The following is a 24,724-nucleotide window of genomic DNA, read 5'->3' as shown; positions in this document are numbered from 1 at the left end:
TCCGTCAGGAGGCCGGTCAGGCACCGAACACGTCCGGCCAACGCGCCAGTTGCTCGTCCAAAGGGCAACCGGCGTCAATGGCGATGACCCGGAAGCCGCGCTCCTCAAGCATGCGGCGGATGCGGCGATCCTCGGCCGACCGCTCGGGCCGCCGATGCGCGTCACCATCGACGAACACGCACGCGCCAGGGCCGGAGGGCGCCCGGTAGAAGAAGTCGGCCTGTGCCGGGACCTCCTCCGCCGGGCAATGCTGCGCGAAGTCGGGCAGGATGTGTCCGTTGGCGTGCAGATGGTCGAGCAGCCTCCGTTCGGCAGGAGATGCGGTGTCGGTCCGCTCGCACAGCCAGGCGTACTGGTCCTCCCGCGAACGCCCGGACGGGCCGGTCTGCACCGTCGCGCGCGTCAGTTCGAAAAGGAAGGGCGTGATCAGGCGCCGGTCCAGGAAGCGGTGGTCCAATTGATTGGAATAGCTCATCAGGCAGTGATAGCACGCCCGTGAACAACGGCTGTCCCAATCGGGCCGGGCGATTCCGGTGTCCGGATCGGCGTGGCAAAGCGCCAGCGCCAAGCGCGCGGCGCTTCCCAGGGCTTCCGGCGCATCGACCAGGCGTTCGGCGATGCCGATCCCGCCTTCCGCCGCTTCCCACAGCAGGATACGGCGATGACGGCCGCCACCAATCAGTTCGACCGACAATTCCTGCTCCTCCACCTGAAACTGGACCTGGAGCGCGCGGCGCAGCGCATAGGCGAGCGTCAGCAGGAAGCCGTCGTCCACGTCCGCACCCGGCAGCGGGCGCAGCAGCAGCAGATTGCGGGTGTCGGTCACATAAGGGCGGATGCCGGACAGCGTGGCCCCTTCGTTACCGTCCGCCCCATCGTCGTCCCGCGTCCGCCAGCGCCCGGTGGAGGTTTCAACCGAGAAGCCATGTTCGGACGCCGAACGGCGCCATCCATGATTGATCCGCCAAAGCTCGGCCTGGGTAAAGGCCTGCGCCTCCAGAAGCACCGGGCCTTCCGGCACGGAAAGGCGGACGGTGCGGGGGACGGCTCCGTCGATCAGGCGGAAATGGGTGGTGATGCGATAGCCTTCCCGGACCCGCTCCTCCTCTTCCGACGAGATCCGGTGCCAACGCAGGGCCCGCACGGTGGGCTGCGGCAGCAGCGCCTGCGGATAGGTGTAGCCGTCGCGCTCGAACACCGATCCGCAATGCCGGCAGGCATCGTCCCCGCATTCGGGGCCGGTGTGGACATAGCCGCAAACCCCGCACAGCTTGGCGCGGGTCAGTGCCCCTTCGATCCCGCCGGGCGGAAGCAGGCACTGGGCGATGCGATGCTTGCGCCCCTCGTGATAGATCAGATTGCCGGGGCCGAATTCGGCAAGTCCCAGGAAGCGAGGCCGCACGATGACGTGGCTCTCGCCCGACACCGACGCGAGCGCGCGCAGTGGAAGGCGCGGAAAGTTGTAGCCGGGGATGAACCCCTCGTTCGCAAGATAGCGGTAGGTGTAGAATTCGGAGTCAACGCCGCTTCCCTGGTTGCAGAGCAGGGCGATTTCCCGCTTCGCCTCCCGCTCGCGCTGGTCGGCCCTTTGCCTTTCCTCCTTGATGCGGGTCCTGTCGCCCAGACGGCGCGCCGCGTCGCGCTGGGCAACGGCGGCGCGGTACAGCTCGCGCCAGCGGTCGAAGGCATCGTCGAACATCTTCGGCGCGCCCTGGGCGACCGACCGAAGCCAGTCGCCGTTCAGCCAGGACGGCGTCTCCGGCGCATCCAGGGTGCCGACGACGTCCCGGAACGCCTGCAGGGTCCGACCGATGGTGCCAGCGCAGCGCTCCACGTCGGCGGCGATGTCCGCCTTGATCGGCAGGGCCGGGTTGTCGAGGTCGAGGACGTCGGCGATCGAGCCGTCCAGCTTCAAATGATTGGCCGCCATCCAGATGGAATGGAGGTGCGCCTGGACGAGGTCCCGGTTGGTCAAATCCAGCCGGGGTGCGGCGACCGCCCCGGCGATCATCTCCCCCCGTCGGCGGAAGTAGTATTGGTCGTGGTCGTTGCCGTACTGGGCAAAGGCCAGAACCAGTGCCGGCCGCCCGCCGCGCCCGGCACGGCCGCTGCGCTGGGCGTAGTTGGCCGGGGTCGGGGGTACGTTGCGCATGTGCACCACGCCCAGATCCCGGATGTCCACGCCCAGTTCCATGGTGGGCGAGCAGAACAGGATCGGAAGCGAGCCGTCCTTGAACCGCTCCTCCCGCTCGACGCGCAGGTTCTGGGGGACCTGCCCGGTGTGCTCGTGGCCGTGCAGGCCGGCCATCGCCCCGGCCAGTTCACGATAGAGCTTGGTGAAATAGGCGTTCGGCGCCGGGGCGGCGAGGTCGCGACGGCGCAGGTGCAACGAGCGGGAGCGGACCGGATCGGGCGGCAGCGGCTGCCCGATTCCCGGCCGCCAGATCAGGGCATCCACCTTCAGCCGAACGCCGTAAGGGGCGCCGCCACGCTCCTCGACCGTCAGGAACTGCTTGCGCAGGGCTTTGACGATGGCATGGACAAGCTCCTGCCCCTCCTCCTGCGTCAGGTTCTCGTCCAGGTCCCAGGTCCGCCGCGACCGCAGGTAACGCCCGACGGTGGAACGGGGCCCGAGGCTCAGCACCGGCCCGAACGCGTCGGCCCCCTCGGGCCTCCGGTCCGGCAGCAGGGCGATGGTCGCGGTGCGCGGCCGGTCCAGTTCGTCGAAGGCCCAGGGATCGGCGATGGTGTGGGACACGCGGCGGACGAGCGCGCGCAGGTGCTCCTCCTTCAACGCGTCGGCGTCCAGTGCCAGTTCGCTGCGCAGATGGTCCAGGATGGCGCGCAGGACCGCTTCCCGCCGTTCCGGCCGGGCGGCGGCGATGACGGGTGCGCCCGCCCACCGCCGGTCGTCCGCCGCGAATTCCGCCAACCCGTCGTAGTCGATCCGCAGCAGCCCGCACTGCTCCAGGTTCGGCTGCGCCACGCGCCATGCCCGCGCCAAATCCTCGAAGGCACGGTAGGCCAGCAGCTCCCGCATGGCGTCGGCCGCGCGGTTGTAGCCGGGACCGGCGGCCACCGGGTCCTTCATGAAATGGTCGGGACGCAGCTTCAGGGCCCCGAACACGGCGTCGCCGATCGTGTCGTGCCTGATTTCCCCCGCTTGCCCCAGCACGGTGCACAGCGCCCCGCGGAGTTGGACGACCTGGATGAAATCGTTCAGGTGTCCGGCCTGGAGCGAGGCGTCTTGCCGGTTGTCGGTGAAGCTCAACAGCTTGCGCGCGTCCGCCGGCACGTCCGGGCTGGCGCGCAACCCCAGTATGGCGGCGACGCCGGTGATGGTGGTGGCGGTGGAACGGCCGGTCTGGCTGAGCGTGACCAGCTTGCGGAAATCCCGCTTCTCGCGCAGGTCGTAGGACGCGCGGCAACGCAGGCACAGCATGAAGGGTTTGGGTTGCCACCACGCGGCAAGCTTGCCACCCTCGCCGTCGCCCTCTGGGCCGCCGCTTTCCCCGGGATCGAGCCGGCCATCGGGACCGGTGCGCAGCAAGACCGGACGATGGTCCACATAACGCGCCTTGATCTGCCAGCCGCCGCGCTTGTGTTCCAGCCAGACGTCCGGCAAATCCTCGTCGTCGCTCCACATCCCGTCATGCTCGATGGCGAGGTAGCCGGGCACGCCCGGATTCTCGTCGTCCGGCGTGCCGAGCAGCGGGGAGCGGGGCACCAGCCGGGTGCCGGGGAGAGGCCCGTCCTGGATCAGCGAGGCCATGTAGTATTCCTGTCCGCATTCCCGGCAGAAGGCGAGCGGGAACATCGGGCGGTCACCGGTTCCAGGGGCGAAGGCCTGTCCCTCGGTGCCGAGGGTGCGGCGCTCGGGCGTCTCCAGCGTGGCGTAGACGCTGCCGCCGGAGGCCAGGAACTGGTGCAGGCGGAAGGCGAAGACCGGCTCGCCGGTCGGCAGACGGGCGGCGTTGCCGATGTCCAACACGGCGCGCAGGCGTTCGCGGCACAGCGCCTCGCCAAGCCCGGTTTCCTCGGCCAGCCGGCGCAGCCCCTCGTCGAAGGCGACGGGGCTCCGGCGCACCAGCCGCCCCTCTTCCTCGACGATGCCGAAGGTCTGCTCGGCCCAGGCGGCGAGCGGGTGATGCGACACCGCTTCGGCCGTCGCGGCCGGGGGAGGCATCTCCACCGCCGCGCGCAACGCCGCGCGGCCGGTCGGAACCGGAACGGCGGCGATCCGGCGCAGCGTTTCGTCGATGACGTTGTCCGGGCGGACGGGCACCCCGAACAGCCGGCTGCCGACCTCCGCGATGCGGTCCAGCCGTTCCGCCCGGCTGCCGCCCGACACGAGCGTCGCCGAGGTGCCGGCATGCAGGAAGCCGCCACGTCCGGCACGCTGGCGCAGGCGCCGCATCAGCATCGCCACGTCCGCCCCCTGGCGCCCGCGATAGACGTGCAGTTCGTCCATCGCGACCATCTCCAGCTCGCGCGTCGCACTGTCCACCAGGGTCCGCTCGTTCGGGCGGATCATCATGTATTCGAGCATGACGTAGTTGGTGAGAAGGATGTGCGGCGGATCGTTCAGCAGGGCGTTGCGGGCCTCCCGATCAATCTGGCCGGTGTGCTGGCCGAAGCGGATGGGACAGCCCGGCCCATAGCCGTCGCGGAATCGGGCGAGCGCGTCGAGCTGGCTGTTGATCAGCGCGTTCATCGGATAGACGATGATGGCGCGCACCGACGCCCGCTCCGGCCCGTTGCGGAAGATGCGGTCGACGATGGGGATCAGGTAGGTCAGGCTCTTGCCCGACCCGGTTCCCGTCGACACGACGTAGGATTCTCCCCGCGCGGCCACGCGCAGCGCCTCCTCCTGGTGACGATGCAGCCGCAGGCCGGGACCGAAGAAGCGGGCGGTCTCAGCCAGGATCAGCCCCTGATCGGCAAGCTCGGCCAGGGTGGGGCCGGGCACGTAGGCGGGGTTGAGCTGGAGCACCGCATCCGGCCACAAATCCCCCTGATCCAGGGCGTTTTCGACATGCGCCCTGATCCGGCCGTCCAGGATATGGACGAAGCTTCTCACATAGGACTGGTATTCGGAGACGACCCGCTGGCGCAGGGCGAAGACGTCGAAGGACATGCGGCGGACTCTGGAGAGGAGGAGGTGTAGGGGCCGTCTTCGGGGGTCGATCACGCCGCGCCGCGGCCACGGCCACGGCGGGCCGCCGACTGCGCCGGCGCGGCCGCTGGAGTGGCCGGTGCGGTGCGGGCCAGCAGGTCGTTGAGGCCGGTGACGATGGTCTCGAAGGCGGCGAACACCTCGCGTGTCCGGCGTTCCGGCCGAGTCACCCAGGCGGCGAAGCGTTCCTTGAAGTCGGGATGGGGAGCCCGCAAGTCGAACCGGGCGTCGTCGTCCGGCGGTTGGGCGACGATGCCGGCGATTCGGCGCGCGAGTTCCGGGTTGGTGAACAGATCCGGCTGCCCGTCGCCCGACAAGGCATAGGCGCCCTCCGCCTCCGCCTGACGGCGGATGGCGACGGGGAAGGCGGTCTCCACCGTGAAGGGCCAGTTCGCCTTCGGCACGTTGAAGCGCTCCATGGTCGCGCGGAACGCGTCGGTCGGCTTCAGCAGGCAGATGTGGACGCCGTTGGTCTGGGCCTTCCAGACGCCGCCCTTGTGCAGGTGGCCGTCGGTCCACAGGTTCCGCCCCTCGCCGTCGTTGTCGGCGAGCGCCAGGACCAGCCGGCCGTGCAGCAGGTCGCGCAGGGCCTTGCCGGGCGCGGCGAGGCTCTGCATCTGCTTCGTTCCTCCGGCCGACACCACGGCGAAGGGCAGCGGATCGTTCGGGAAGAAGACGGACCACGCCGCCTCGACCACCGGACCGTCGGAGGCGCCCTCCACGAACAGCGTCGGCTTGGACTGGGCATCGACGATGGGGACCAATTCGGCCAGCACCTGCTCCAGTTCCTCCACCCGGCCCCGGACAACCATCAGGTTGCGCCGCATCGCCTCGGCGCTTTCGGGGCCGCGCAGACGCAGCGGGTCGAAGGTGCCGTTCTCCACGAACCGGTCCCAGGCCGCGAGAACGAGGCGCTTGGTGCGGTACTCCCCGAACTGCCGTTCCTCGCTCTCCTTCAGGACACGGAAGGTTTCGGTCGGGTAATCGGCCCCCATCACGTCACCCGGTTCCAGGATGAAGTTCAGGTCGCGCCGGGTCAGGCCGTAGAGATAGCCGTAGTAGGCGTCCAGATCCGCCCGCAGCAGCGCGCGCCGCTCCGGTTCCCACGGGAACGGAGCCCCGTCATAACCAAGGTCGCGCGCGAACGGAGCAAGGTCGTGGGTCGTGTAGGTGAGTTCGAGGATGCGGGGGATTATGAAGCCCAGCGCCGCCTCGTCAGCCAGCACGCTCGGCGGCTGGCAGGCGATCTGCTTCAGGACGAAATATTTCAAAGCCGTTCCGCTCAGCTTTTGCCGGCAGATATAGTCGAACACAAGGCTGTTCATGCAGCCATAGAGGGCTGCGGCCCTACGCGCACCTACGGAAGGAAACATCAGCAGGAATTTATCGTTTACCCCCTGCCGTGGTACGATGCAGGCAATCGTGGTTCGAATATCCACACTTCGCGCAACATCCCGCCACCCCAGTAGCCAATTCGGCGCGCGCGATGCAATGAGACTCCACGCCACGCCACCAATCGACCCGCCCGCGTTCCGGATCGCGTCGAGATCGGCGTCGGTCAGCGGGGCCTCGGTGTTCAGCACTGGCCCCAATTCCCGGATGGCGTCCCGGTTCGCCTCCAGGTCCGGCAAGGCAAGGCGGCCCTCGGCGAACAAGCCGCAGGCCTGCGCTTCCCAATCCTCCTCGTCCCGTTCGATGGCGTGTCCGGCCAGCCATGTGAAGACGGCCAGGGTCAGCGCGTCGGGCTTGCTGTCCTTCCAGGACTTTCGGACCACTTTCGGCGCGCGGCTCGTCTTCAGGCGGACCTGGTCATCGGGAACCCAATAACGCGGTTCGATGTGGAAGTCCGGTGCCTGCTTTTCCTCAAGCCGCACATCGCGCGTCTCTTCCCCGGCGGCGTCATAGGTGGCCCAACGATGGTCGAACTGGTGGACCATCTTGGCTTCGATGAGCGGCACCCAGAGGTCCCCGCCGGAATCGCGCCAGTTCGGCCCTTCCCGCACCGCGCCCTGGGCCGTGAGATCGGCGGCCGTCCGGAACAGCCCGCTGTCGTTGGCCATGTCGAACATGCGCAGGAAGCGGATGCCCCACGGGTTATTCGACATCCGAGTCCTCCAACTCGGCGATCAGCACGGGCACGCGTTCGTAGATCCCCCGGACGAGATCGGCGTCGGCCCGAGTGCGGAAAACCGGGGCGTTCCGGGTGTTCGGGTTTATGCGGGCAATGTCCTCGGCAGTCATGGTGAACCGCCGGCGCGGATCGGACAGGGCTTCTGGACTGCGCAGGTAGAAGGCGAAACGCATCTCCTCGGCCGGGCTCGCCGTACCCGAAAGCGTGAGGAGGGAGAACTTGTACGCGTGATGGACCGCCGGAAAGATGAACTCTTCATTTTCAAAGGAAATCAGACTTTCCAAGCGGCGGCTGGAAACGATGCTTCCAAAGAAGATTTTGGTCGTATCGTCGGTTGCAATGCCCGTGGGCACGATCAGTCCGGCATGCCCAAAAGCGTGCACGAGCTTGGAAAACATCTCCGCGAACAGGGCGTAGGTGTTCATGTCGCCGGTGGCGGTCAGCGGGAACCGGCTGCTTTCGCGGATGAACAGGGCCGCCCCGTCGGCGCCGCGTTTGGCGGCGTCGAACTCCCGGCCCAGCTTCCGCTTGGCTTCCGGGGCGTCCGGTTCGTAGAGCCTGGCGATCAGCAGCGCGCGTTCGGCCTTGTTGCGGGCGCGGGCGATCTCCAGATCGCGGACGGCGAAGAACTCCTGCTCCTGAAGCTTGATGCGCTCCCATGGTGGGTTGCCCAGCACCACGTCGAAGCCGCCGGCCTTGAACACCTCCGGGAACTCCAGCGGCCAGTGGAAGAAACGCAGGTCGCGGGCAAGCGCCTTCGCCGTCCTGGCGACGGCCTCCGGCGCTCCCCCCTGCCCCATGAGCGCTTCGCGGACATGGCGGGTGGTCGGCACCCGGCGTTCCGTCTCCCCGGTCAGCGGGGCGAAGAAGGCCGCGCTCCACAGGTCGCACGCGGTGCGCAGCCGCAGCCAGTCCGGATCGCCGCCGCGGATTTCATTGTATCGCCGCTGCTTGTCGTGCACGGCATCCGCGGTATCGTCACGCACGGCGGCCACGGCGCCGAAACGGGCGGACAGGGAGTTTTGCACCTGTTCGGCGTCGAACACGAACAGATCCTGCTCGTCCCGCTCGACCCGGTTCAGCCTCTTCACCCGCCGCGCCACCTCGGGGTCATCGCCACCAAGCGTTTTATAGGCGCCGTCCGGCACCCCGCCGCCCAGCACCGCGAGGTCGAACACCCCGACCAAGCTGTCACCCCAGCGCACGCGGTGGTCGAGGAAGCTGAGCGGCAGGCCGGCGCAATGCCCCTCGATCCACAGCGCGACCTTGCACAGATCGACGGCCAGTTGGTTGCGGTCCACCGCGTAGATGCAGTTGCGGATCACGTCGCGCACCGCGAGGCGGTAGTCCTCCGGGGACGGCTCCCGGTCCTCGCCGCGCACCTGCGCCAGGGCGCGGCCGATGCGCCGCGCCGCCGCCAGCACGAAATGGCCGGACCCGGCGGCGGGATCGCACACGGTCATGGACAGCAGCGCCGCCTCCCGCGCGCCCCGGCCGGGGCCGGCGGCGTCCAGCCGCCGTCCGATCGCCGGAACCAGGGCGCTGTCGATCAGTTCGCGCACCAGGGCCGGCGGCGTGTAGTAGGAGCCGGTGGACTTGCGCTCGCTGCCGGGAATCAGGTCGAACTCGGCGGGGTCGAGCGAGACTTGCGGGTGAAAGTCGAGAAGGCTTTCGTAGATGGAGCCCAGTTCCTCCACGTCCAGCCCACCGTAATGGACGCGCCGGCGCACACCACGACGCCCGCGCCCGGCGTCCTCCTCAAAGGTGGACAGGGCGTGGATGGCCTTCAGCAGCACGTCGTTGGCGATACCCGCCTGCGTTTCCAGATGCTTGCAGGACCGCTCCCCGAACAGTTCGCCGTTGAGGACGCCGAGGCCGAAGGCCCCCGCCGCCTCCGGCTCGCGGAACAGGCGGAAGGTCTGCGTCAGCCCCACCCACAGGTCGCCGTGGGGATCGCGCGGAACGCGGCGGTCGGCCCGTTCGCGCAGGGCCGTCACGCTGTACCAGCGGTCGTAGACCGACCGCCGCGTGGCTGCATCCGCACCGCCGGGGAACAGCAACCGCCGCTCCTCCGCCACCATCAGGAACAGGATGCGGTAGATCAGCCGCAGCAGTTCCCGATAGAAGGACAGCGGGTCGAGCCGGCCTTCGCGCATCGCATCGCGCAGACCTTCGCTCGCCGGATTGTCGAGGAAGCCGGTGCCGAGAATCCTCAGCGCCTTCTCCACCCCCTCGCGCAGGCGTTCGCGCACGCGCCCGCCTTCCTCGATGCCCTGCTGGTAATAGCGCTCGATCTGGCACCGATGCTGTTCGCCCATGCGCTCGGGCAGACGGGTGCGGTGGATCAGCCGGTAGAACAGCACGAACTCGTTGTAGAGGTTGCCGTCCAGCATCGCTTCCAGGTCGAACTCGACGTAGGAAGGGCGGGTGATAAGCGCGCTGTCGCGCAACAGGCGCAGCCTGCGCCCGTTGGTGACGATCCCCCACAGGGCGTCGGATCGGTTCAGGTATTCCTGCACCAGGGCGTGCGGGCTGATCTTTCCGCCCTCGGTCTTTCCCAGGTCCTGCTGCCACGACACCACATGGACCGGCAGGATGGCCATGTCGGCCGCAGCGCGGTGGGAAATGGGATAGCGCACGCCACCGATCTCGGCGGCGGAGCGCTGGAAGTCCAACTCGTATCTCAGCCGTCCGAGAAGCTGGCTGACCCACACCTGACGGGTCAGCGCCGTCAGGTTCTCGCTGCCGCGCTGCCGCCGGGCCTGGAACGTCGTCCAATAGGATTTCAGATCGGCGAAGGCCGCCTGAATTTCTTCGGTCAGACGAGGACCGAAATAGCCGAAGTCGTGCCCGCGCTGGCCCTCCACCCCATCCGGCGCCGCCCCCAGCCGTTCCAGCAGATCGGCGGCCAGCAGCCCGCCTTCGATGGTGATGGCTACGAAGCTCACCGCACGCCTCCCGGCAGAAGGACGAAGCAGCCCAGGATGTCGGGCTCGTACGTCTCGATGGCGAGGTCGGGCGCCGCCCTGTCGACCATCCGGCGAAGACGGCGGTGCGCCTCCGCCAGGGCATCCCGCCGCCGCTCGACCAGGGGCGCGAACCAGCCGGGCTCCGCCGTCAGATCGCCGAGCACACTCTCGATCTGCTCCCGCTTCTCGGCGGGCGCGACGTTGCCGGCGGGACGGACGGACGCCGCCAGGTCCCGGCCGGCGGACTCGATCGGGTCCAGCCAGACCAACCGGCCTTCGTCGTCGCGCTGGGTGGCGGCGAGCACCACCTCCTCCGCGAACTCCTGCACGCGCTCGCGCAGCAGATAGCGCAGGCGGACCAGCAGGAGGACCGTGCGCCGCCGGACCTCGGCGGTGCGCATCACGCCCACGCGGGGAAAGCGTTCGTCGGAATCGGGCGCGAAGGTGCGTCCCAGCACGGCCTCGCACAGGGCCGCCACCACCGGATGGGTCCGCCCGACGTAAAGGGCGTCGGGGTCCGCGCGCCGGTCCAGCGTTATGGTGCAGGGGAAGTCGGCGCCGGTGGCGCGGCGCAGGGCATCCCTGAGATCGCCGGCGTGCAGCTCGTGGATGTGCGGCGCGGCGACGGTGCGGAGCTGGCCGCCGAATCGCATCGACGCCTCGCTCAGGAAGCGGAGCACCGCGCCGCTGTCGCCCAGCACGCCGTCGGTCGCCGCGATCTCGCGCGCGACCTCGTCGGGACGGATGCCGCCTTGTGCGAAATGGGCGCCGTCGCGGCGTTCCCGCTCAGCCGCCTCATCCCAGGCGCGGTGCAGGCGGCTGATGTCGCCGGTGTCGAACGCCAGTTCCAACTGCACGGTGGCGGCGCGCCCTCGGCTTCGGCTCCGGTGCATCAGCACCGTATCCACCACGGTCTGCACGACCTTTTCGGCATCGGCGGGCACCGGCACCGACACGTTGAGCGTATCGCGGATCTGGCGGGCCTTGCGGATCAGAACGTCGAGCACCACCAGATCGACCTGATTGTCCGCCCCATAGAGCAGGAGCGTCCTGACCCTGTCCTTCGGTTGGCCGAACCGGTCCACGCGGCCCTCGCGCTGTTCCAGCCGGTTCGGATTCCAGGGCAGGTCGTAATGGATGACGGCATCGAAATGCTCCTGCAGGTTGATGCCCTCGCTGAGGCAGTCCGTGGCGATCAGCAGGCGGCGCTCGCTGCCGGCCAACTCCGCGATGGTTTCCCGCCTCTGTTCGTCGCCCATCTCCCCGGTGACCACGCGCAGGTCGAGCCCCCGCCGGGCCTCGCCCAGCAGCGCCGGCAGTTGTTCGCCGAGATAACGGGCCGTGGGAATGAAGCGGCAGAACACGATGGGCCGGCAGCCGCCGTTCAGCAGTTCCTTCACGGCCTCGGCCAGCCGGGCCAGCTTGTGGTCGCCGGCCCGGCCGCGCAGGGTCTTGGCTCGGCGCAGGAAGTCGGTCAGACGCCGCTGCTCCGCGTCCGTCCAGTCGGCGTCCTGCAAGGGACCGGTGGGAGCGTAATCGACGGCGGCACCGTCGGCCATGCCGTCCAGAACCTCGCCGCCGTACCGTTCATCGGGCACGGCATCGGGAGGCACGGTGTCCTCCTCCAGCCGGCGGCTGCGGTTGGCGAGCACGGCCTCGGCGGCACCGGGGCTCGACAGCACACAACGCAGCAGCGCGATGGCCGCCCAATGGCGGACGCGCTGGCGGGTGCTCGGCTCGTCCGGATCACCGACGGTCTCCCGGCAATAATCCAGCACGTCATCGAACAGGCGGCGATAATCGCGCGAAAGATCGTACGAGATCTCCGAGGAGTCGCGGGACGGAAACGGGGTTTCGCTGCCCAGCCAGCGTTCTACGTCCCTCCTTCGGCGCTGCACGACGTGCGGCATCACCGCCCGGTGATTCAGCGGAGCGCCGGGGTTGCCTTCCAGCGCCGGCTTCAGCAGGCCCAGCAGAGATCGGAAGCTCTCCTCCACCCCGCTGTGCGGCGTCGCCGTCACCAGGATCAGGTGCCGCCGCGAATCCTCCATCAGGGCGCGCAACAGCTCGAAGCGCTGGTGCTGCGTCCGGTCACCCGCATGGCCGGGGCGGGCGGCGGTGTGGGCTTCGTCCACGACGATCAGGTCCGGAGCACCGGAGAGGAAAGCCGGACGATGCCTATCCGACTTCAGCAGGTCGATGCTGGCGACGAAGTGCTGGAGATGCGCGAAGAGCGATATGTCCTGGCGCGGCAGGGAACGCTCCAACCGGCTGAGGCGCGAGTGGATCACCAGTTCGGCTTCGATGGCGAACTTCTCCGACAGTTCGCGCTGCCACTGGTCGCACAGGTGAGCGGGACACAGCACGGCCAAGCGTTTGGCCAGGCCCCGGTCCAGCGCCTCGCGCGCGATCATGGCCGCCTCGACCGTCTTGCCCACGCCCACGTCGTCGGCCAGCAGCAGGCGGACCGGATCGAGGCGCAACGCCATGATCAGCGGCACGAACTGGTACGGTCGCGGCACCACCGAGATCCGCCCCAGAGACCGGAACGGAGCCGCACCAGAGCGCAATGCGAGGCGGGCCGCGTCGAACAGGGTGAGCGCCCCGGCGGCGTCACCGATTGTCTCAACGCCCGGAGCGGGGAAGCGGGCGACATGGATGCCCTCGCCCTCAATCGGCAGGAAGATGCCGATTTCCTCGCTGGCTCCGGCCGTCACCGACCGTAGGCGGAGCACGTCCGGTTCATCGGGCGGAAGCACGATCCAGTCACGGCCGCGCGCGGTCACCAGCGATCCGACGGCATAATCCGTCCCTCGCCGTACGATCGGAGCGCTCATTCCCAATCGGCCCGGTAGCGGTCAACGTCCATGGGCGACGGAGGTGGCGAAATGCAGCAAGCCGCGCCAGCCAGTGCACGACTCTGAGTTGGCAAGCGCTGGAAATCCGGAAAAGCAACGGCTCCGGGCAGAGGCTTCTGAAAGCGTGAACGCCACGTCCCGCCGCGATCAACGGGCAAATGCCTCAGACAATTCTTATAGCTTCTGTCTTCCAGGCCAGTTGAATACATAAGGATGCAGCCCTTCGTCTCTAATCTCCCTGAGACCGCCGGCGCGCCCTGGCTGGATTCTGCGGCAGCAAAAGACGATAACTAAGAATTATTCACTGAGCAACGAAAACAATGACTTACAATTGTGTGTATCTGTCAGCGCACACGGGAGCCGGACGTTTTCGCTCACTGCATACACTCGCATCCAGAGTGCGAGCCAAAAATACCTAGACTGACGGGCACAAATCTCTACCTCAGATAGCGCATTGGGAATTCTTAGTTATCCACCTCCTTTCATGCGGGCTGCGGCCCGGCCGATCGCCGCCTTCAGGCTCGTATCAGTGACCGCAGTGTAGATCTCCGTGGTTGAAATGCTCTGGTGACCGAGCAGTCTCTGGACGAGACGGATGTCCAGGCCGTTTTCCAGCAGGCGCGTCGCCGCCGTATGGCGCAGCATGTGGGGGGTGATCCGGCGGGCGATCCCCGCGTTCCTCGCCGTTTCGCGCAGGAGGGACCGGACGAACTGCGTCGTGCCGGGGGCGCCGGACGCCGTCACCACGAGCCGGTCGTGTTCGCCGCGCCGCGCCGCGGTGGCCGTGCAGTGGGCCGAGACCAGGGCCGCCGTTTCGTCGTCGGGCAGGAAGACCCGGCGCTGCCGACTGCCCTTGCCCATGATGGTGATGACACGCTCGATCAGGTCGATGTCCGGCACGCGGATACTCACCAGTTCGCCGACGCGCAGTCCGGTGCACAGCAGCACCTCCAGCACGACCAGTGCGGTGAAGGCGTTGGGGTCGGCGCGCTTGGCGACGCGCAGCGCCTTGGCCTCGGTGATGCGGCCCGACAGACCCGCCCGATCCAGAGCAGTACGACACAGCCGGCGCACCTCGTCGTCGGTCAGGTTGCGCGGCAGGCGCTTGGGCAGACGGATGCGCGCGTCCAAGCGGTGGAAGGGGCTGATCGGAATGACCTCATCCAGTTCCAACCAACGGAACATCACCTTCAGGCAGGCGATGCGGCGCTTGACGCTGGTCTCCTTCAGGCCGCGGGTCTCGAACAGGTGGCTGAGGTAGCGGCGCAGCAACTGACGATCGATGGCGGCGACGGAGGTGCCGGGAGCGGCAAAGCGCTCGAACTCCTTCAGGTCGATGGCGTAGGCGCGCAGACTGTGCGCCGACAGGTTCTTGGCGACCCGGCAATGGGCGAGGAAATCGGCGCAGGCAGAGGCGACATTCATGGATGACCATCCGGGAGCACGAGCTCAGGGCGTGGCGCCACGCCATGGCCCGGCAAGGACATGGCTCCTCGCAAGACATGCATTCGTGTGCCAACGGTGACGCCGGATGATTAGAGGACCAACGTTTTGCGTACAAGGCCAAGCCCACGCTTGCTTGATCATGGACGGCTTTGCGAGGCTGGAACTTGCACGGGTGAAGGCGCAAAGTGCGTTCCTCCACCATGAGGGTCATGGCTGACCGCTGCGGCAAGGGTGCTGGCGGATTGGATCACGCCAGCGCGCCGAACCGGCGGGTTGCTCCCTTTACGACGCGTCACCGGAGACCGTTTCGGTCTCGCGCGTCAGGTCCAGCAGCGTCCCGACCACCGGCATGTGGATGAAGCAGCCGCGCACCGGGCGGCCCGTCGCCGCCTCCACCATGCGGCGGTAGAGCGCTGGCAGCGGCGCGTGCGTAAGGGCGCGGGCGATCCACTGGTCGAAGCGCGCAAGGCGGGAGAAACCTCCGGTCCCGCAAGCCCGAGCCGGATTTCCAGATGCCACCCGAACAGTATCCGCATGGGCCCATCCCCGCGTTGCGCGTGCAGGAATGGTGGATAGGGTGGGATGAATAAAAGGTTTAGGGAATGGGATCTAGAAAACCTGAAGAGAAAACGTTAGCAAACTTAACATACATGTGAATGCATTACTGCTTCGGATTCCTCTGCCCTCCGCCTGAAAGGCAGATCCCCATCAAATTTTCGTCTTCTAGCGGTCGATTAGTGAAAAAGGGCCTTGACGGACACGCTGTTCTGCGTCAAAAGCGAAAAGCCACTAAACACCCCCGAGGCGCCAACCATAGGGGGGTGTTCAGTGGCTTCAATCACCTAAAGAGGTAAAGCATGGATAAACGCCTTCGATCGGTGCCCACCCATACGCCTCCGTCCGGCCAACCCGCCGGGCGCAGTCTGTATATCATGCTCTCCATCACAACGCAAAGGTGGCGTTTGCTGGTGAAGCTTGTGTCTCAACGCTTTAAGCTCAGGTTGATTTTTGAGTAACGATGTGGTGAAACGGCCCTCTCCCCCTGGGGAGAGGGTTGGGGGAGGGGTTTATGCCCGGCAGGGAGATAATATTCTGCTATCGAACACGGGACAAGCCTTCGACACCTCCTCATCCTAACCTTCTCCCCAGGGGAAGAAGGGATGGAAGTTGCATCGGGACTCTTCGTTACTCTGAGCCTCTTTGAAGCTAGCGTTCGATCAGTGGTGTCGACTAAGTAGCGGCCCACCTCCCGTGCGCTTCTGGACGGTCTCCGGTTGGAAGCGCATAGGGCCTCGTTGCCACAACCCTCGCGACGGAATACGTCGCGAGGGTTGCGCCTTAAATGGAACAAGGTCACAATATTCGCAACCCTTGCCGTTGCCGCAGCGCGCCCTTTCGCATTCTGTTGGCAATCCAGCGTAAGGGCTCGCGAAAGGTAACGACGTGACCTCTTTCGACTCCTTCTTCGCCCGCGCCATGGGCGAATCGAAACACACGCCCTACGAATACCAACGGCGCTTGGCGTTGGAACCCTGGCCGGAGGTGCTGATTGCCCCGACGGGCATGGGCAAGACGGCGGCGGTGGTGCTGGGGTGGCTGTGGCGGCGTCGGATCGCGCGGGAGGACACGCCGCTGCGGCTGGTGCTGTGCCTGCCGATGCGCTCGCTCGTGGAGCAGACCCGCGACCGCGTGCGCGGCTGGCTCGATAATCTTGAGGCTCACAAGCACGATGCCCTTCCCCACCCGGAGAGCGGTGTGGTCGTCCTGATGGGCGGCGGGGAGCGGGAGAAGGAACCGCCCTCTTGGGTGCGGCACCCTGAACGCCCGGCCATCCTGATCGGCACCCAGGACATGCTGCTGAGCCGGGCGCTGATGCGCGGCTACGGGATGAGCCGCTTCCGCTGGCCGGTCGATTTCGCCCTGCTGCACAACGACGCGCAATGGGTGTTCGACGAGGTGCAGGCGATGGGCGCCGGGCTGGCGACCTCGGCCCAGTTGCAAGGGCTGCGGGACGCAATGGGGACGGCCCGTCCCGCCCGGTCGCTGTGGCTGTCGGCGACGCTGGACCCGGCATGGCTCGTCACCGTGGATCACAAGGAGCCCGGGCGCGTCCTGCGCGTGCCCGACGACGTGCCGGAGGACTTCGCCGATCCCCGCGTCCGCCGGCTGCTGGTCGATGCCCATAAGCGCGTCCGCCCCGCCGCGTCACGACCGGGGGGTGCGGGCGCCAAGGACGTCGACGCCTACGCGACGGCTCTGGCGGGCGAGGTGCTGGACGCGCATCGGCCCGGCCGTACCACCATCGTCATCCTGAACACCGTGGCGCGGGCGCAGAAGGTGCACAAGGCGCTGAAGAAGTGCCTGGGGACGGAGGGCGAGGACCGGCTGCTCCTGATCCATAGCCGCTTCCGCCCGGCGGACCGGAAGGCGCAGTTGGAGCGCCTGACCGGTTCGAAAGCCACACCGGACCGCATCGTCGTCGCGACCCAGGCCATCGAGGCGGGCGTGGACGTGTCCTCCGCCGTGCTGTTCACCGAGCTGGCGCCGTGGCCGTCGCTGGTGCAGCGCTTCGGGCGCGTCAACCGGTATGGCGAGTGCGAGGACGGCGCGGAGATCCGCTGGATCGACCTGCCCATCACAAAGGAGGACGACCCCAAGGGCGAGCTGGCCGTGCCCTACGCGGCGGAGGACTTGGCGGAGGCGCGCGTCCGGCTTGCCGACCTTCCCGACGCCGCGCCAGCCAACCTGCTGCCGCCGGACCGCGCGCCGCCCGTGCGGCACGTCCTAAGGCGCAAGGACCTGCTGGACCTGTTCGACACCGATCCCGACCTGACCGGTTTCGACATCGACGTCAGCCCCTTCATCCGCGACACGAAGGACACCGACTTCCAGGTGCTCTGGCGGAACTTCGCGACCGTGAAGCCGTCCGACCAGCCCCTGCCCCACCCGGACGAGCTGTGCAGCGTGCCGATCCGGCGTGGGGAGGAGCTTCTCAAATCCCGGCAGGGCTGGCGCCTGAACCCGCAGGCGAAAGGAACGGAATCCACTTGGACAAGCCTGGACGGCAAGCCTTGGCCGGGCCTCGTCGTCATGCTGGACGCCGCGCTCGGCGGCTACGATCCGGCAACCGGGCTGGCGCCGGAGATCACGGACAAGACGGTCGCGACTCCCGACGCGCCTCCCGCCCCGGAACCCACGGCGCCCGATCCCGTCACCGAAAGCCTCGACGACGAGCGCGACACGCGCCAGGACCGGCCGGTCCCGCTGACCGACCATCTCGTCCATGTGGCAAAAGCGGCGGAGGATCTGTGCGCCGCGCTGGGCGAAGGCCATCCGCTGCGTCCCGAAGAACGCGCCGCCATCGCGACCGCCGCCCGCTGGCACGACGTGGGCAAGGCGCATCCCGCGTTCCAGGAGCGGATGACGGAGCCCGTGCGCCCGGACGGCGCGCTTCTCGCAAAGGCGTCGCTGTACGACCGCAAGAAGGGGCGCCCCTATTTCCGGCACGAGTTGGCCTCGGCGCTCGCCTACCTGCACCAGAATGGGGACGCCGAGGGGGCCGATCTGGTCGCCTATCTGATCGCCGCGCACCATGGGAAGGTGCGGCTGTCGCTGCGCGCCCTTCCCCAGGAAAGCGCACCGGCCGGCGTGCTCCGCTTCGCCCGTGGTGTCCACGAGGGAGACGGGTTGCCGGCTGTCGATCTTGGCGATGGCACCCGTTCGGCCCAGGTGTCCCTGTCGCTCGGACTGATGGAGATGGGCGAAAGCGATGAGGCGGGACCGAGTTGGGCCGCCCGCACCGCGCGCCTGCTGGAAGACCGCAAGCCCTTCCGTCTCGCTTGGCTGGAAAGCCTTGTGCGCATCGCCGACTGGCGCGCCTCGGCGGATGAACAGGACGCCGATGAACAGGACAGGGCTGGCCAGGAGGACGAGCATGGGCAACGGTGAACGGCACGAACACGCCCTGAAAGGCTGCGCGCCGGTTCCGCTGGCGGGATACCTGAAAGCGCTGGGCGTCCTGCGCCTGCTCGCCGAACAGGCGGACAAGGACGTTGCCGGCTGGTGGCGGGACGAGGCCTTCCACCTCCGCACCCGGCTGAGCGGCGAGGAATTGCTGGCCTTCTTCCTGAACGACTACCGGCCGAGCGCGGTGGTGGCGCCATGGAACGGCGGCAGCGGCTTCTTCACGGGCGACAACCGCGACGGCTTCACGCCGTTGCGGGACAGTCCGGCGGTGCGCTTCGCCGGCCTGCGTTCCGCGATGGAGACATGCGAACGGGCGCTGGCCGACGCCGGCCTCGTCGAACGCCCGCAGGGGGAGGCGAAGCTGGCCTTCGTGCTGCGCCTGCGCGGGCAATTGCCGGACGAGGCGCTGACCTGGATCGACGCGGCACTCGCCCTGTCGCGCGACGACCTGCTGTTCCCGCCCCTGCTGGGCACCGGCGGCAACGACGGGCGGCTGGACTTCACCAACAATTTCATGCGCCGCCTCGTGTCGTCCAAGACGCCCCGCGGGCTGTTCGACGCGGAAAGCGGCGCGCACCGGCCGGAGGCCGCGCCGATGCTGCGTGCCGCCCTGTTCGGCGATGCGACGGACGGGCTGACCGACGCGGCCATCGGCCAGTTCGCTCCCGGTGCGGCGGGAGGCCCGAACTCCACGGCGGGATTCGAAGGCGCGCCCAACCTGAACCCCTGGGACTTCGTCCTGATGATCGAGGGAGCGCTGCTGTTCGCCGGCGCGCTGACCCGCCGGAACGAAAGCGCGCGCCAGTCCGGGGCCAGCTTCCCCTTCACCGTGAAGGCCACCGGCGCCGGATGGGGCGGCATCGGGGTGGAGGATGAGGACGACGCGCGGGCGGAATTCTGGGCGCCGCTGTGGTCCCGTCCCGCCACGGCGGCGGAGATCCGGCAGTTCCTGGCGGAAGGCCGCGCCGTGCTGAACGGCCGCACCGCGCGCGACGGGCTGGAATTCGCCCGCGCCGCCGCGACGCTCGGCACGTCGCGCGGGATCGACACCTTTCAGCGCTACGGCTTCGTCATGCGGGCCGGCAAGGCTTATCTCGCCACCCCGCTCGGACGCCGCGGGGTGAAGGCCGTCGCGCCACCGACCGTGGCGCTGATCGCCGATCTGGAGAGCGGGCACTGGCTGGAGCGGGTGCGCAAGCACCTGCGCAAGGGCGAGGAAGGGGCGCGCGCCCGCACCCTGGCCCGGCGCCTGGACGACGCGCTGTTCGCGCTTGCGGAACCGGAGGCCGGGAAGCCGGCGGTTCAGGCCGCGCTGATCGCGGTGGGCGCGGTCGCGCGCTATCTCGCCGTCGCTCCGAAGGCGCGGGAATCCGTGCCGCCGCCCCCGGCCCTGTCGCCCCGTTGGCTGGGGCAGGCCGACGACCATTCGCCGGAGTTCCAGGTGGCTGCCGCGCTGGCGAGCCTGGGGCACCCGCCGGGCGCCGCCGCCGGAGACGAGACGGAGCGGGAGCCTCCGATTCTGCCCATGGCCGCGCACTTTGCTCCGCTCGACCTGACCCACCCGCTGAAAAGGGACCCGGCGTGGTATGACGAGAAGCGCCGCAAGACCGGCACCCGCAACGGTCGGCTGGAGGTGGTGTGGGGCGATGGCGACCTGACGCGCAACCTGATCGCCGTTCTGAACCGCCGCCTGATCGACCGCACCGGGCGGGAGGAGGGCGTGAACGACCCCCTGTGCGCCGCCATGGGCGCGCCGCTCTCCGCCGTGCTGGCCTTCCTGGACACGTCCTCCTTCGACGACGCGCGCTGCGCCGCCTTGCTGGCCGGCTTGGTTTGGGTGCGGCCGGGACGGTGGCGCCTGTCTTCGCCTGGGCGGGCCTCGGCTGGACAGGATTCGGCTGGACGGGATTTGGCTGGACGGGATTTGGCCGCCATGCCACTGCCCTACGCCGTCCTGAAGCCGCTGTTCACACCCGCCGACCGGCTGCACCAGGAACGGACGATCGGGGAGCGCCGGCGCAGCCTGCTTCCCCGCGACCATGCGCTGCCCATCCCGCCGGGGCTGGTCGCGCGGCTGCTTCGCGGTGATGAAGTGGGACCGGCGGTGCGCGATGCGCTGCTCCGCGCCCACGCCTCGGGCATCGCTTCGCCCTTCATGGACAGCCGGTTCCGCGACGGGACCTTCGCGAACGGAGCCGTCGATCCCCGCCGGCTCGCCGCCGCCCTGCTCACCCCCATCGACGACAACGGGTTGGATCGCGTGATCGAGCGCGCCTACCCGCAATCCAACGCAGACGCCAACGCCGATCCGGAGACCGCCGACCATGCCGCTTGACCTCTCCCTCCTCGCCACCGCCCCCCGCCTGCTGATCAAGGCGGAACTGAAGCCGCTCCAGGGCAAGCGTTTCCAGCCGACCGGCTTCCCCAACCTCGGCCACGCGGTCTTCGCAGCACCGGACGGCAACGGGCGCATGATCCTGGTGGAGAGCGCCCAGAGCATGGCGAACCGCCTGGAAACCGTGTGCTGGGACGAAACCGCCGACGACTGGCAGCAGCCGCTGTCGGGCCTGCCGCTGGTCAAGGTCATCAATGCCGACGGCGAACCGCTCACCAACTCCGTGCTGGAGGCGCACCGGCTGAATTCGCCCTACATCCTGGAGGGCAAGGACAGGACGGTCTTCGAACTCCTGAAAGCCGAACTCGCGGCGATGGAGGAGGGCCGCGTCGACCTGCGCAAGCTTGCGCGCGTGGTGCTGAAGCTCGACACCAACGCGCTTCTGCACGGCCTGTTCCTGGCGAAGAAGGACTTGGCTGGCGGGCGTCTGCGTCTGCCGCGCGCCCTGTCCTCCTTCATCGAGGCGGAGAACGTGCGCGAGGCGGTCAGCGGCGGCGTGAAGAACGACAGCGTCAGCCCCAGCGGCGACACGGCCAAGGGCTTCGGCAACGTGCCCTTCGCCCGCGACGAATGGGTCGCCGAACACATCTTCGCCTACTTCAATCTGGATCTGCAGCAGATCCGCGCCTTCGGTCTGGGCGTGACGGCCGAGACGCTGCTGGTGGTTCTGGCGCTCTACAAAATCCGGCGCTTCCTGGAGGGCAGCCTGCGGCTGCGCACCGCCTGCGACCTGGGGTTGGACGGAGATCCCCGCGTGACCGCGCCCGTGGGCTTCGCCCTGCCGCCGCTGGCGGAACTCGAAGCGGCGCTGCCCGGCCTGATCCGCGCGGTGGCGGCGGAAGGTCTGTTCAACGACCCGCCGGCCCTGACCGTCACCTGGCGCAAGTGAGCGGACCATGCTGGCGCTCGTCTTCACATTTCCGGCCGGGCGCTATCACGCCACGCCTTGGGGCCGCCACGTCAACGAGGCGGACGTCGCCTGGCCGCCGGAGCCCTGGCGGATTCTGCGCGCCCTGGCCGCGACCTGGTTCCGCAAGGCGGATCGCGATGCCTTTTCCGAGGACGCTCTTGCCGCGCTGATCGACCGTCTGGCCGAACGGCCACCCGACTACGCACTGCCGGTGTCGGTCGTCCACGCCCACAGCCGGCACTACATGCCCCAGGCGGCCGGGGACACCAAACTGGTGTTCGACGCCTTCGCCCGCTTCCCGGCCGCTGAGCCCATCGTCGTGGAGTGGCCATACCTGACGCTGGAGGACGACGCGCTCGCCCTGCTGCGTCATCTGGCGGAGCGCATCGGCTATCTCGGCCGCGCTGAAAGCTGGGCCGTGTGCGAGGTGCGCACGGAAAAGGGACCGTGGACCATCAATTGTCGGGCCTCGGCACCGCACGACAGCGGTGAGGACGATGGCAGTGAGGACGATGGTGGTGAGGACGATGGCGGTGAGATGGACGAACGGGCTGAGACCGTCCGGATCATCGCTCCGCTGCCGCCCACCGAGTATGCGAAGGAACGTGCCCGTCTGCTGGCTGCGGCGGAGGCGCGGGTGCTCGCCTCCTGGACGAAGCCCAAGCCGCCCACCGACAAGGCCATGGCGAAGCTGATCGCCCCGACCGCGGCCATCCTTCCGGAGCGGCTTTTCGACGCGCTGGCCTTGGACACCGGGGACTTCCAGCGCCAGGGCTGGAACCGCCCGCCGGCCAGCAAGGACGAGCTGTACCGCCGCGTTCCGCTGTCGCCCCTTCCCCGCCGTCGTGCTTCCCGGCCGGACAAGGCCGAGACGACGGGGTTCACCGTCGCCCGTTTCCTCTTGGCCGGGCGTCCGCGCCCGCGCATCGAGGACGCGGTGAAGATCGGCGAGCTGATGCGGCTTGCCACGCTGGCCCGTTGCGGCTGGAACACCGACCCCGCAACGGGTGAGCGGCGATCCCGTGCCCCGCAGGTGTTCCTGGGCAAGGATGCGGACGGCCGCCCGCTGGCCGACGATCCCGCCCACGCCCACGCCTTCTGGCTGCCGCAGGACGCGGATGGGGACGGGTTCATCGACCATGTGGTCGTCTATGCGCGAAACGGCTTCGATGCCCAGGCCCGCGCTGCCCTCGACGGGGTGACGCGGTTGTGGCTCCGGGAGCGCGGCCGCCGCTCCGAAGAGGACGAGGCCCCGGACATTCGCCAGGAATGGCGACTGGCGCTGGAAGGGTTCGGCACCCCCGAGTCCTTCGAGGCCGACGTTCCGTTTCTTCGTACAAGCCGCACATGGGTCAGCGCCACCCCGTTCCTTGCGTCCGGGCACCTGAAAGGCGGTGGCCACTGCGCGGAGGCGCGGCGCCTGCTGATCCGCCGGGGAATCGTTCCGGCCGACCAAGCCCACCGGCTGGAGGTGACCGAGGAAAAGGCGATCCGGATCAACGGGCGCGACCGCCTCCCCCTTCACTTCCACCGATTCCGCGCCAACCGAGGCGAGGCCCAGCTCGACACCGCCGGCACCTTCCTGCGCATCACCTTGCCCGAGGCGTGGCAGGGGCCGCTGGCGCTCGGCTACGCCTGCCATTTCGGTTTGGGCCTGTTCATGCCCGCCGACTCAGAACCAGACGACTGACCTCCAGCATGGAGCCGCCGCGATGACCGACCAGTTGACCCTGCCCCTTCCCGCCCCGCCGGAGACGGACCCCGACCTGCTGGTGCCGGCGCGCATGGTGAACGAGTGGGTCTACTGCCCGCGTCTGGCCTATCTGGAGTGGGTGGAGGGCGCCTGGGCGGCCAACGCCGACACCGAGGAGGGCTAACGCGCCCACGCCCGCGTCGCCAGGAAGGGCGATCTGCTGGTCATCTCCGCCGAGAACGAGCCGGACCGCGAGGTGCCGGTGGGCGAGGTGTCGGAGCTGGTGCTGGCCGGCCCGGTATCGCTGCCCACCCCGGCCCTGCACGCCCTGGTCAAGGAGGAGATCCCCATCGCCTGGATGAGCAGCGGCTTCTGGTTCGTCGCCATCACCGGCGCGCGGGGGCCGCGCAGCGCCCATGTCCGCGAAGGCCAGTACGCCGCCCGCGCCGACGCCTTCCGCCGGTTGCTGTTCGCGCGCGATCTGGTGCGTGCCAAGCTGCGCAACCAACGCACCATCCTGCGCCGCAACTGGCGGGGCAACGAGGCCGAGCGCGACCACGCCGCGGAGACGCTGAAGCGGCTGGCCGACCGCGCCACCAAGGCCGCCGGCCTGCCCGAGCTATTGGGCGTGGAGGGTGAGGGGGCGGCGGTCTATTTCCGCGCCCTGCCCGCGCTGTTCACCGACAAGGTGGCCGACCTGCCCGCCTTCTCGTTCGAGCGGCGGTCGCGCCGTCCCCCGGCGGACCCGGTCAACGCGTGTTTGTCGCTGTGCTACGCCCTGCTGACGCGGGCCTGCGCCACGGCGCTGGAGATCGCCGGGCTGGACCCTTGGGCCGGGCTCTACCACGCCGACCGCCCGGGCCGCCCGTCGCTGGCGCTGGACTTCATGGAGCCGCTGCGGCCGATCCTGGCGGACAGCACCGTGCTGACCGCGCTGAACAACGGCGAGCTGGCGCCGGGCGACTTCATCACCGCCGGGCCGGGATGCAACCTGACCGCAGGCGGCCGGCGCACGCTGATCCGGGCGTTTGAGCGCCGGCTGGACCAGGAGGCGTCGCATCCGACCTTCGGCTACCAGATCTCCATGCGCCGCATGCTGCACGTCCAGGCCCGCCTGTTCGCCCGCCACCTGCTGGGCGAGATCGACAGCTACCCGCATTACTGCCCGCGCTGAAGCCCG

At 68.6% G+C, this 24,724-nt stretch carries 11 protein-coding genes and 1 pseudogene; 6 read left to right on the top strand and 6 right to left on the bottom strand.

Annotation, left to right across the window (positions count from 1 at the left end; translation table 11 throughout):
• Positions 1-16 precede the first annotated feature (16 nt).
• From DS843_RS24685 to DS843_RS24660, 6 genes are all read right to left on the bottom strand, one after another.
• Positions 17-5,137, bottom strand: coding sequence for a DEAD/DEAH box helicase (locus DS843_RS24685; protein ID WP_149471484.1), 5,121 nt, complete (start codon positions 5,135-5,137; stop codon positions 17-19).
• Between the two features lie 50 nt (positions 5,138-5,187).
• On the bottom strand, positions 5,188-7,281 hold the full coding sequence (locus DS843_RS24680) for a hypothetical protein (RefSeq protein ID WP_149471483.1): 2,094 nt from the start codon (positions 7,279-7,281) through the stop codon (positions 5,188-5,190).
• A complete protein-coding gene (locus tag DS843_RS24675; RefSeq protein WP_149471482.1) occupies positions 7,271-10,255 on the bottom strand; it encodes an Eco57I restriction-modification methylase domain-containing protein in 2,985 nt (994 codons plus the stop codon). The genes DS843_RS24680 and DS843_RS24675 overlap by 11 nt, the downstream gene beginning before the upstream one ends.
• Entirely contained in the window at positions 10,252-13,062 is a 2,811-nt protein-coding gene (locus DS843_RS24670; protein WP_167525454.1) for a helicase-related protein, read from the bottom strand. The genes DS843_RS24675 and DS843_RS24670 overlap by 4 nt, the downstream gene beginning before the upstream one ends.
• 540 nt (positions 13,063-13,602) lie before the next feature.
• Entirely contained in the window at positions 13,603-14,559 is a 957-nt protein-coding gene (locus DS843_RS24665; RefSeq protein WP_149471480.1) for a tyrosine-type recombinase/integrase, read from the bottom strand.
• Between the two features lie 303 nt (positions 14,560-14,862).
• On the bottom strand, positions 14,863-15,099 hold the full coding sequence (locus tag DS843_RS24660; protein WP_149471479.1) for a hypothetical protein: 237 nt from the start codon (positions 15,097-15,099) through the stop codon (positions 14,863-14,865).
• 924 nt (positions 15,100-16,023) lie between these two features.
• On the opposite strand from DS843_RS24660, the gene cas3g reads away from it, so the two are divergent.
• The 6 genes and pseudogenes from cas3g to cas1 all read left to right on the top strand — a co-directional run.
• Positions 16,024-18,528, top strand: a complete 2,505-nt coding sequence (gene cas3g, locus DS843_RS24655) for a type I-G CRISPR-associated helicase/endonuclease Cas3g (protein WP_208852310.1) — start codon at positions 16,024-16,026, stop codon at positions 18,526-18,528.
• Positions 18,515-20,881 carry a type I-G CRISPR-associated protein Cas8g1/Csx17 gene (gene cas8g1 / locus DS843_RS24650; protein WP_167525453.1) on the top strand — a complete coding sequence of 789 codons (2,367 nt, stop codon included), beginning with the start codon at positions 18,515-18,517 and terminating at the stop codon, positions 20,879-20,881. The genes cas3g and cas8g1 overlap by 14 nt, the downstream gene beginning before the upstream one ends.
• Positions 20,871-21,830, top strand: a complete 960-nt coding sequence (gene cas7g / locus DS843_RS24645; RefSeq protein ID WP_149471477.1) for a type I-G CRISPR-associated RAMP protein Csb1/Cas7g — start codon at positions 20,871-20,873, stop codon at positions 21,828-21,830. Before cas8g1 ends, cas7g begins: the two co-directional genes overlap by 11 nt.
• Positions 21,831-21,837: 7 nt before the next feature.
• Entirely contained in the window at positions 21,838-23,541 is a 1,704-nt protein-coding gene (csb2, locus tag DS843_RS24640; protein WP_149471476.1) for a type I-G CRISPR-associated protein Csb2, read from the top strand.
• A 22-nt stretch (positions 23,542-23,563) separates the two neighbouring features.
• Positions 23,564-23,728: a PD-(D/E)XK nuclease family protein gene (locus DS843_RS31370; RefSeq protein ID WP_167525452.1), complete on the top strand. Its 165-nt coding sequence runs from the start codon at positions 23,564-23,566 to the stop codon at positions 23,726-23,728.
• Between the two features lie 18 nt (positions 23,729-23,746).
• Positions 23,747-24,718: pseudogene (gene cas1, locus DS843_RS24635) on the top strand (CRISPR-associated endonuclease Cas1); the annotation flags it as partial.
• Positions 24,719-24,724: the final 6 nt, after the last annotated feature.

Origin of the sequence: Roseomonas genomospecies 6 (genome assembly GCF_008365375.1) — a bacterium.
In the GTDB taxonomy this organism is placed as follows: Bacteria; Pseudomonadota; Alphaproteobacteria; order Azospirillales; family Azospirillaceae; genus Azospirillum.
This window is presented reverse-complemented; position numbering and strand designations above follow the sequence as displayed.

Coding starts and splice junctions, on each gene's coding strand:
- DS843_RS24685 (WP_149471484.1), bottom strand. CDS start 5,137: ATGTCCTTCGACGTCTTCGCCCTGCGCCAGCGGGTCGTCTCCGAATAC.
- DS843_RS24680 (WP_149471483.1), bottom strand. CDS start 7,281: ATGTCGAATAACCCGTGGGGCATCCGCTTCCTGCGCATGTTCGACATG.
- DS843_RS24665 (WP_149471480.1), bottom strand. CDS start 14,559: ATGAATGTCGCCTCTGCCTGCGCCGATTTCCTCGCCCATTGCCGGGTC.
- cas8g1 (WP_167525453.1), top strand. CDS start 18,515: ATGGGCAACGGTGAACGGCACGAACACGCCCTGAAAGGCTGCGCGCCG.
- cas7g (WP_149471477.1), top strand. CDS start 20,871: ATGCCGCTTGACCTCTCCCTCCTCGCCACCGCCCCCCGCCTGCTGATC.
- csb2 (WP_149471476.1), top strand. CDS start 21,838: ATGCTGGCGCTCGTCTTCACATTTCCGGCCGGGCGCTATCACGCCACG.
- DS843_RS31370 (WP_167525452.1), top strand. CDS start 23,564: ATGACCGACCAGTTGACCCTGCCCCTTCCCGCCCCGCCGGAGACGGAC.